This window comes from Desulfovulcanus sp., from assembly GCF_982781345.1.
The window spans coordinates 1-8,900 of sequence record NZ_CEYAEZ010000082.1 but is presented as its reverse complement, the minus strand read 5'-3'; the positions used below and the strand labels follow the sequence as shown (position 1 = coordinate 8,900).

Sequence of the window (8,900 nt, the reverse complement as noted above, 5' to 3'; positions counted from 1 at the left end):
ATGGGATATTTTGGGTAAACAAATATTCTTTTTATTATCGATAGTTATGGTCAATATCTCAAAACATTTAGCCCATTCACCCCGATGCTCTGTTTTTCCGCAAGCTTCGCCAAGATGGCTTACCCAAGCCGTTTGTAAGGCATTTCAGAAACCAAGACTTTCAATCAGCGGTTAAAATAGGGTTTGCCTGCCCACAGACTCTATGAGATGAAACGGTGAAGCTGAGAAATGGGAAAGCGTGAAAGCGGTGATTAGGAGAAATGGGAGAAGAAACCAAGCTAGTGTTTTTGTATGATAGAAGGGAAGTAAAAATATGTCTCAAAAAATAGGTTTGGCTTTGGGTAGTGGGTCAGCCAGGGGTTGGGCCCATATTGGAGTTATAGAGGCCTTGCAGGAAGAGGGTATAGATATTGATGTTGTGGCTGGCACGAGTATTGGTGCCTTGGTTGGAGCTGTGTTTGCCGCTGGCAAGATCATGGAATTCAAAGAAGTTATCCTGGATTTGGACTGGAAAAAAATACTGTCCATGCTCGATGTGGTCTTCCCCAAGACAGGACTTTTAGATGGGAAGAAGGTAGCTGAGTTTGTTCAGAACTATGTTCAAGACAGGGAAATCGACGATTTTTTATTGCCTTTTTGTGCGGTATGCACTGATTTAAAGACCGGAGAGGAGGTGCGCATTTTTCAGGGGGGAGTGATTGAGGCTGTAAGGGCAAGCATTGCTGTGCCGGGAATTTTTACCCCCGTAATGATGGGAAAGAGATGTTTGGTCGATGGGGGGTTGGTTAACCCTGTGCCCGTAAGTGTGGTCAGGAAAATGGGAGCGGACTTGGTTATTGCCGTGGACTTAAACCATGATATTGTTGGTAGAAATTTAAATATAGGTTCCAAAGAGAGAGATAAATCCTGCCACAAGAAAGAGAAGCCCAGGAATAAGGTTTCAGTAAAGGACAGAGTTTTTCAGGAGCTAAAGGAAAAGATAAAAAATATAGATGTACCTTTGTTTGATTCCATGAGACAGTGGATGGTCAGAGAACATATGCCTAATATTTTTGATATTATACTGACATCCATAAACATTATGGAAAATCAGATTACCCAGTCTAACTTACGACTTGAACCGCCAGACATCCTAATTCGGCCTAACTTAGGCCATATCAAGTTCATGGATTTTCATCGCGCAGAAGAGGCTATTTATGAAGGGTATCAGGCAGCAAAAAAAGAACTTTCTAATTGGAAAAGGTTGAAAAAAGTATAACAGTGTTTGCTGAATTTTTTATGGTTGGTAAAATGTTCTTTAATGATGATAATTTTTGTCTAAGATTTTAGAATGTAGTATAAAAAATAGCTAAAATTTTATTTCTCCTTTCAATTCGGTGTTGTCCGGAATTGCCACCTGTTTTTGCTTTTCATTAACCAGACTTGTCTCACCTTTGACCACTATGTTTGCCCCAAATTTTATATCGCCCTGAACTTCAAAGAGACGGCATCCGGACAATTTGGGTGAACCATAGGGAAAGCGTTCTTCATAATCATCAATTTTTTTATAAAAATTTTCATCGAGATTAACCTGAGTTTGGTGATTTTTTAGGTTCGGGTTGGGAATAATCGTGCTTTCATCACTGGTAATGAAACAGTCAGACCGGATGAGTAATAGTTCATTGGTGGTCTTGACCGGTACAAAACGCTCCCTGGGCACAACTAGGGCTTCAGCTCTATCAAACGCTAAAATAGCAGAGCCCATAGCAGTTTCCAACTGATAAACTTTTGGGGAAGAGGGAACGCGTGGGTCAAGGTGCTTGGGATTGATAATAAGATCCAAGGGCATCATTTTGTGGCGCAGAAAGACTTTTTCCAATGCCTCAAGGTTTAGCCAGATGGAGTTTGTATTGAAAAAATTATACTTATTATAATCCATGAACTCATCCAGTTCGTTATCAGGGCACTGGGCGATTTCCCGCAAAGCCAGACGGTTGTTTTTGAGCAGACGACATAAATGGCCGCCTTTGCGGTCCGATTTGGTTCTGGGGGTTACTTCCATTAAGAAAGTCAGATTTTTCTGGACCAGGTAACCCAAGATGCGTTCATCAATTGTTGCCCCTAAATTGTCTGAGTTGGAGATAAAACCGTATTTATAACCTTTATCAAGCAATTTTTTTAGAATTCCGGAAGTAATCAGGGCGGTATAAAAGTCTCCATGTCCTGGCGGATTCCATTCCAACTCAGGATTTTGGGGCCATTTGGCAGGACTTAAGTCATTGACCATAACTTTGGGAAATTTGTGTTGGAGAAAACTCAGAGGGATTTGATCTGGATTTTCAAAATCTTGCACATGGAGCATGGTGTCCAAGTGGGTTTTGAAGCTGTTCATCAGGACCAGGGGTAAGGGACAATTATATTTTTGGCGCAGCTTAGTGGTTTGTTCCAAAATCAGGTCTAAAAAGGTCTTATCTTCTTTAATTTTTATTAAAGACTTGGCTTTTTCAAGTCCCATACTTGTGCCCAGACCGCCATTTAGTTTGAAATAAACCAGTTTGGGGATAGCTTTTTGTCCGGTCGGAGCAAAGCTAGTCAAGTCCTCAAGATGACGAAGCTCAGACTGGTCGACAGGCAAAATTTCTTTTTTAGACAGTTTACCCTGGTTATTATAGACAAGCTGGGAGAAATAACATTTGAATAGGTTTATAACAATAGGAGGCAGTGCTTGTTCCTCCATTTTCAGGGCAAAGGGACGAAACAAGTCGATCAGGTCAGAGTCACTTATTGAAACGCAACTTAAGGAGTTAGCTCTCATCTCTTCTTTCCTTCTGCCTTGAATTTTGAAGATAAATTAAATGGTTTGCCCGGTTGAGGCCAAAACAGCACACCAATAATTTGATTTAGGATTTAGTTTGCGCCGTTTTTTGGTCACTAGATTTAAAGGTACATAAACGAATTTGTCCTGTAACATACTGACCAGCATATTGGTTTTACCGGCCATTCCTGCGTGCACTGCATGCTGCCCCAGAAATCCGCAATAGACTCGGTCGTTGGCATTGGCCGGTATGGAGCGGATAATATAGCTGGGGTCAATGTACTTCATGGTGTATGGAAAATTTTTAGCCTGAAAATATTTTTTTATTTCCTCGCGCAGAACTCCGCAAATATCACCCAGGATTTTATTTCCTGAAGCGTCTGTTCCCTGGTGGTCAAAAAGTTCTTGTCCGGCACCTTCGGCGACAACAATGACAGCATGTCCGCGCTTTCGCAGTCTTTTTTCCAAATGAACAAGAAGTCCGTTTTCGCCGTGTAGTTTAAAGGGAACTTCTGGAATGAGTAGAAAATTGACTTCCTTAAGGGCTAGAGTGGCCTGAGCAGCAATAAAACCTGACTCGCGGCCCATAAGCTTGACCATGCCAATGCCGTTTGGAGCCCCGATGGCTTCTGTATGCGCACACCGGATGGCTTCCGTAGCCTTTTCAACAGCCGTATCAAAGCCAAAAGTCTTGGAGATCAGATAGATGTCGTTATCAATGGTCTTTGGTATTCCAATTACACTGATTTTAAGTCCACGTTTATTTATCTCATGACCAATGGTCTGGGCTGCTTTCATAGTCCCGTCGCCGCCAATCATAAATAAGATGTTCACATTTAGCCTGTCCAGCGCGTCAACGATCTCATCGGGTGGTTGTGGGCCGCGTGACGAGCCCAGGATAGTCCCTCCGAATTCGTAAATATTACTCACTTTTGCCGGGGTCAATTCCCATATCTCGTGGCCATACTTGGGGATAAGCCCTTGTAAACCATAGCGGATACCAATGACTGAGGAGATATGGTAGTTATGGTAGGCTTCCATAACAATAGATCGGATGACATCGTTAATACCAGGACAGAGGCCTCCACAGGTCACGATGGCGCACTTGGTTTTGGGAGGATCAAAATAGATATTTTTTCGCGGTCCTGCTTCTTCAAAGTCCAGATAAAAGGGTTGTTGTGCTTCATCTTCTAACAGTATTTCCGGAGAGATATGTAAGTGTAATCGCTCTTGTTCATTAATAAAACGGCAAAGGTTTAAAGGGGACTTGATTTTGGCTGGCCCAAGGGTTTGGATTTTAGTATCAATGTCCAACGCAGGCATGAGTCCTCCATTTGGTAGGGAATTTTGGATTATCAATGAATGTTAGATTATTTTGCTTGTTGCCTTAGTGTTGATAGAGCTTGGTTTGCTTTTGCAGACGATTTTTTCACACTTAACTTATTATACAATTTAATGCAAGAATTTGATGGAACTTTTGGGCTAGTTGATTACCAGTTGACTTGATGCAACTTATGGTTATTAGTTAAACGCAAATTTATAAAGTAAAAGGAGAAGAGAATGGGCAAGTATTCCATTAACCCCTGGTTAGAGATTCAGAATATGCGCGAGGAAATTAGCAAAATGATGGACGAGGCTCTGAACTGGGGACAGGGGAAGATGAAGCAGAATGAGAGAGTGGCCTTGTGGCAACCATTGGCTGACGTTTATGAAACCCAGGAGCAATTTGTCATAGAGATAGAACTGCCTGGGATCGATCGGGAAAGGGTTAACCTGGAAATTAAGGGTCATCAACTTTTGGTATATGGAGAGAGAAGGCTGGAAAAGGATGCAACAGGAAGCGTGTATCAGATGTTGGAACGCTCTTACGGACCTTTTGCTAGGAATTTTTTTCTGCCTGAAAATGTGGATACTTCTGGTATCAGAGCCATGTTTAAAAATGGGGTATTGACGATTACTATCCCGAAAAAGAGGGTTCAGTCATCAGGAGTGCGCATAGAAATTAGTTGATGAGAGCCTTTCATTTATCGCCTGCGTATCTCATGTTTAGTGATGCTTAACCTACTCAATTTTTGAGCTTGTTAGAACTCTATTTGTTGAGGGACTTTTTCGTTCTAGGCAGAAAGTTCTTCCCCAAAATTTTCTGCAGTAGGTAGCCAGAGCTGGAGCGATGGAGGGTTGAATTTTTTGAAAAAATAAGTTATTTTAGTAGGTTGTAATGATAGCTTGCTCGATATTCAGTCAACTTCGAAAGTTGAGTAACTCATCATCTACTTACATCAGCATGTTAAATAAATTTAACAATTGTTATCCAGTATTCAAAATTTTATTCAAAAAGGGAAGGAGTCAAAAGTTATGAGCAGTCAAATCAAGACTGGTCTTTTACTAGGACTTTTAACCGTAATAATTCTTTTATTTGGGCGTATGATAGGCGGTCATAGCGGCCTGATGGTGGCCTTTATTCTCGCTCTGGTTATGAATGTGGGCAGCTATTGGTTTTCTGATCGTATTATTTTGGCCATGTACAGGGCCCAGGAGATAGGCCCTGACGATGCCCCTTATTTGCATGATATCGTTTCTGATTTGGCCAGGAAAGCCAATATACCCAAACCCAGGATATATCTTATCCCTCAGGACACCCCAAATGCCTTTGCCACGGGTCGAAATCCCAATCATGGAGTTGTGGCTGTGACTCAGGGCATTTTAAATCTACTTTCACCTGAAGAATTAAAAGGAGTTTTGGCTCATGAGATAGGCCATATCCGCAATCGCGATATACTAATCCAGACTGTGGCTGCTACTCTGGCAGGAGCCATAATGTTTGTAGCCGATATGGTTAAGTGGGCGGCTATTTTTGGTTTTGGCCGGAGCGATGATGAAGAGGACGGAAATCCCATTGTGGCCCTGGTGATGGCCATTATTGCTCCAATTGCGGCTATACTTATTCAAATGGCCATTTCTCGTTCCAGAGAGTATCTGGCCGATGAAACCGGAGCTTATCTGGCTGGCAATCCTGAATTCTTGGCAAGCGCTTTAGAGAAGCTAGAGGCTTATGCTCGCAGTATGCCCATTTATGGAGCGAATCCTGCCACAGCCCATATGTTTATTGTTAACCCCTTGACAGGAGAGTCTCTGCTTAGCTTATTTAGCACCCATCCGCCTACTTCTGAGAGGGTACGGCGGCTTAGAGAGATGGCTTACACCATACGGGCTTGATGCTTGTGTATTGCTAAAATTAACGCTAGAAATTTAGGTGACAAATAGAGAATGCTAGATTAATAGCGTTAAAGACGTCGAAATTTAATGTTCACAGCAACTGTCTAGGCACTGGACTTTTATTCACTGTCTAGCTCAGAGCTGACTAACTTAAAACTTAAAATGTAATATATAATGAAATTACCAAAAGCCTTACTTCTTCTTTGTTGTTTTTTTGGTTACCCTCTTTTGCTCTGGGCTGGGGGGGCGGACAATGCTTTGCGTTACACACCTGTTGTTCGAGCTGTGCAAAAAGTGGCTCCTGCTGTAGTCAATATTCACACCAAAAGGATAGTAGAGCGGAAAGTGAATCCTTTCCGCTCTTTTTTTGGCGAAAGTTTTCCATTATGGGAGGAATTTTTGGGACCTGGATTTACCAGGCGTTATGTACAGAAAAGCTTGGGCTCAGGAGTCATAATTGACCATAAAGAGCGTCTTATTTTAACCAATGCGCATGTTATAGAGGGAGCGTCAAGCATAACGGCTCGCCTTCTGGATGGTAGGGAGTTCAAGGCCGAACTTGTAGGCTCTGACCCGGATTTTGATTTGGCTATCTTGCGCCTGGACGGCAAATCAGACTTACCCCAGGTGGAAATGGGTAACTCAGATGGACTCATGATAGGTGAAACTGTCATTGCCATTGGCAATCCTTTCGGCTTCAGCCATACCGTAACCACAGGAGTTATCTCTGCCCTACATAGAAGTATTAAGACCAAACATGGTTTGTTTACCGACTTCATCCAAACTGACGCAGCTATTAATCCCGGCAATAGCGGAGGTCCGTTACTAAATATTCTTGGCCAATTAATTGGGCTAAATACAGCTATCTATGCCGAGGCTCAGGGCATTGGCTTCGCCATCCCTATTAACAAGGCTAAAAGGGTTAAAGATGAATTGATCCACTTTGGGCGCATTCAACCCGTGTGGTTGGGTCTGTGTGCTCAAAGTATGGATCAGCAAATGGCCAGTTATTTTGGACTGGATCGGATCCATGGCTTGCTCATAACTGATGTTTTTGCCGACACTCCTGCGCAGGAGGCAGGGTTAAAGCCAGGCGATGTTTTGCTTAAATTGGATGAGTATCCGGTTGAGGATAAGGAGCAATATTTACAATTGCTCAAAAATTATACTCAGGGTCAGAAGATCGCTTTGACAATTTTGCGTCAGGGCAAGGAACTGACTGTCTCGGTTAAAACGAGCAGGTTTTTGGATAAACAGGCACTTGAGCTAGCTTACTTGCGTTGGGGTATAAAAGGCGTAAAAAATTATACCGGCCATGGAATCAGAGTGCAAGAAGTTCGACCCAGAAGTCCTGCAGCCAAACTAGGCTTGGCTCCTGGAGATATTCTGGTCAAGATTGGGGGGGTGGCCGTGAAAAATGTTCAAGACTTGGCTAGAGCTTTCAAGCGTTACCGTCTAAAAAATACTATTTTGCTTTTAGTTATAAGAGCAGGGCAAGGATATTATGTCCGTTTGCGCGTTTAATTTATTATTGTTTACTGTAATAGAAGATTGAGATTTGCAACGTTGACATAATATTATTTTATTCAATCAAGTTAAAAAATCAGAATTAAAATCCCCAGTATCTCTTTTTAGCGGTATTGTAGCCGCGCTCTTTTGTCTTTTCTCAACCCCAATCACCTTTTTCCTATTCATTACTCATTTATGCTGTTGTTAAGTTTTTCTTAAATTATCTTGACGATAAATTTATGCTAGTTTAATAAGGCTCAAATTCAAGTGGCCATAATTTACGTCAACTAACAGCTAACTTTTTGGGTTTATTATGTCTTTAGAACAATTACTTAGGCAAAAAAGGACTCAGATTATCAATGCTTGGTTCAATAAACTATTAGATACCTATCCAGAGCAGTCAGCCAAATTTTTCGGCCAGAAAAAAAATCGATTTTCCAACCCCGTAGGTCATACCTTTAGAACCAATTTGGAAAAGATTTTCGATGAAATTTTAGAGGAGAAGTGTTCTGAGAAGATCAAGGACTATGTTGATGCCATTACCAGGATCAGGGCGGTCCAGGGTTTTCTGCCATCAGAGGCAGTGGCCTATGTGTATCTCTTAAAGGACTCAATCTTGGAAGTCTTAAACAAGGAGATAAATGAAGGGGGATTGTACCAGGAATTGGCTCAATTTCAGTATAAATTGGATCAGCTTACCGCTTTGACCTTTGATATTTATATGCAATGCCGTGAGCAACTCTGGGAGCAGCGGGCAAATTTTTTAAATTCTAGGACCCACAAGCTCTTAGAAAGGGCTAATCTTATAAAAGAGGTGGAGGAGTAATTTTTTAAAAGTTCAAGTTTAAGTGAGGTAACGGTACATGAAAGCGATTTACTCTCTTTTTCTGGTCTTTGCCTTGGTTCTGGTCGCCTTGCTAGGAGCAGGCGCGGGAGGGATGCATTACCTTTTTGGGGTAATCATTCCTTATGTGGCAGTGGTTTTATTTGTGGTCGGTTTTGTCTTACGGGTCATCAGGTGGGGGAAATCCCCAGTACCATTTAGGATTCCGACAACATGTGGTCAGGAATTCTCCATGCCCTGGATCAAGCAGAACAAAATCGACAACCCTTCAACAACATGGGGCGTTATCTTACGCATGTTCTTCGAAGTGGTGTTGTTTCGCTCTCTTTTTCGAAACACCAAAGTGGAACTACACGATGGCCCCAAACTGGCTTATGCATCCAGCAAGTGGTTATGGCTCTTTGCCTTGCTCTTCCATTACTCTTTTTTGACTATCTTTTTGAGACATATGCGTTTTTTTACTGAGCCTGTCCCGGGATTTTTCCAGATGCTGGACAGTATTGATGGCATGTTGCAAATTGGAGCACCTACCCTATA

Annotated in this window: 7 protein-coding genes and 1 pseudogene; 6 read left to right on the top strand and 2 right to left on the bottom strand. The window is 42.1% G+C overall.

What is annotated here, in order from left to right; all coding sequences use genetic code 11:
* The first annotated feature begins 313 nt into the window (after positions 1-313).
* Positions 314-1,258: a patatin-like phospholipase family protein gene (locus AC3WVG_RS10680; protein ID WP_488798103.1), complete on the top strand. Its 945-nt coding sequence runs from the start codon at positions 314-316 to the stop codon at positions 1,256-1,258.
* Between the two features lie 90 nt (positions 1,259-1,348).
* Here the strand turns inward: AC3WVG_RS10680 and AC3WVG_RS10675 are convergent, their stop codons facing one another.
* Together AC3WVG_RS10675 and AC3WVG_RS10670 are read right to left on the bottom strand one after the other, a co-directional pair.
* Positions 1,349-2,794 (bottom strand): UTP--glucose-1-phosphate uridylyltransferase, encoded by a 1,446-nt coding sequence (locus AC3WVG_RS10675; protein WP_488798102.1) that lies wholly within the window; start codon positions 2,792-2,794, stop codon positions 1,349-1,351.
* Positions 2,795-2,830: 36 nt separating this feature from the next.
* On the bottom strand, positions 2,831-4,117 hold the full coding sequence (locus AC3WVG_RS10670) for an ATP-dependent 6-phosphofructokinase (RefSeq protein WP_488798101.1): 1,287 nt from the start codon (positions 4,115-4,117) through the stop codon (positions 2,831-2,833).
* Between the two features lie 237 nt (positions 4,118-4,354).
* On the opposite strand from AC3WVG_RS10670, the gene AC3WVG_RS10665 reads away from it, so the two are divergent.
* The 5 genes and pseudogenes from AC3WVG_RS10665 to AC3WVG_RS10645 form a co-directional block, all read left to right on the top strand.
* Positions 4,355-4,804: an Hsp20/alpha crystallin family protein gene (locus tag AC3WVG_RS10665; RefSeq protein WP_488798100.1), complete on the top strand. Its 450-nt coding sequence runs from the start codon at positions 4,355-4,357 to the stop codon at positions 4,802-4,804.
* A 345-nt stretch (positions 4,805-5,149) separates the two neighbouring features.
* Entirely contained in the window at positions 5,150-6,010 is an 861-nt protein-coding gene (htpX, locus tag AC3WVG_RS10660) for a zinc metalloprotease HtpX (RefSeq protein ID WP_488798099.1), read from the top strand.
* 174 nt (positions 6,011-6,184) lie between these two features.
* The gene (locus AC3WVG_RS10655; protein WP_488798098.1) at positions 6,185-7,534 is read left to right on the top strand and encodes a trypsin-like peptidase domain-containing protein; all 1,350 of its coding nucleotides are present in this window, start codon (positions 6,185-6,187) and stop codon (positions 7,532-7,534) included.
* A 298-nt stretch (positions 7,535-7,832) separates the two neighbouring features.
* Positions 7,833-8,345, top strand: a complete 513-nt coding sequence (locus tag AC3WVG_RS10650; protein WP_488798097.1) for an RsbRD N-terminal domain-containing protein — start codon at positions 7,833-7,835, stop codon at positions 8,343-8,345.
* A 37-nt stretch (positions 8,346-8,382) separates the two neighbouring features.
* Positions 8,383-8,900 (top strand): annotated as a pseudogene (locus tag AC3WVG_RS10645) (sulfate reduction electron transfer complex DsrMKJOP subunit DsrM); the annotation flags it as partial.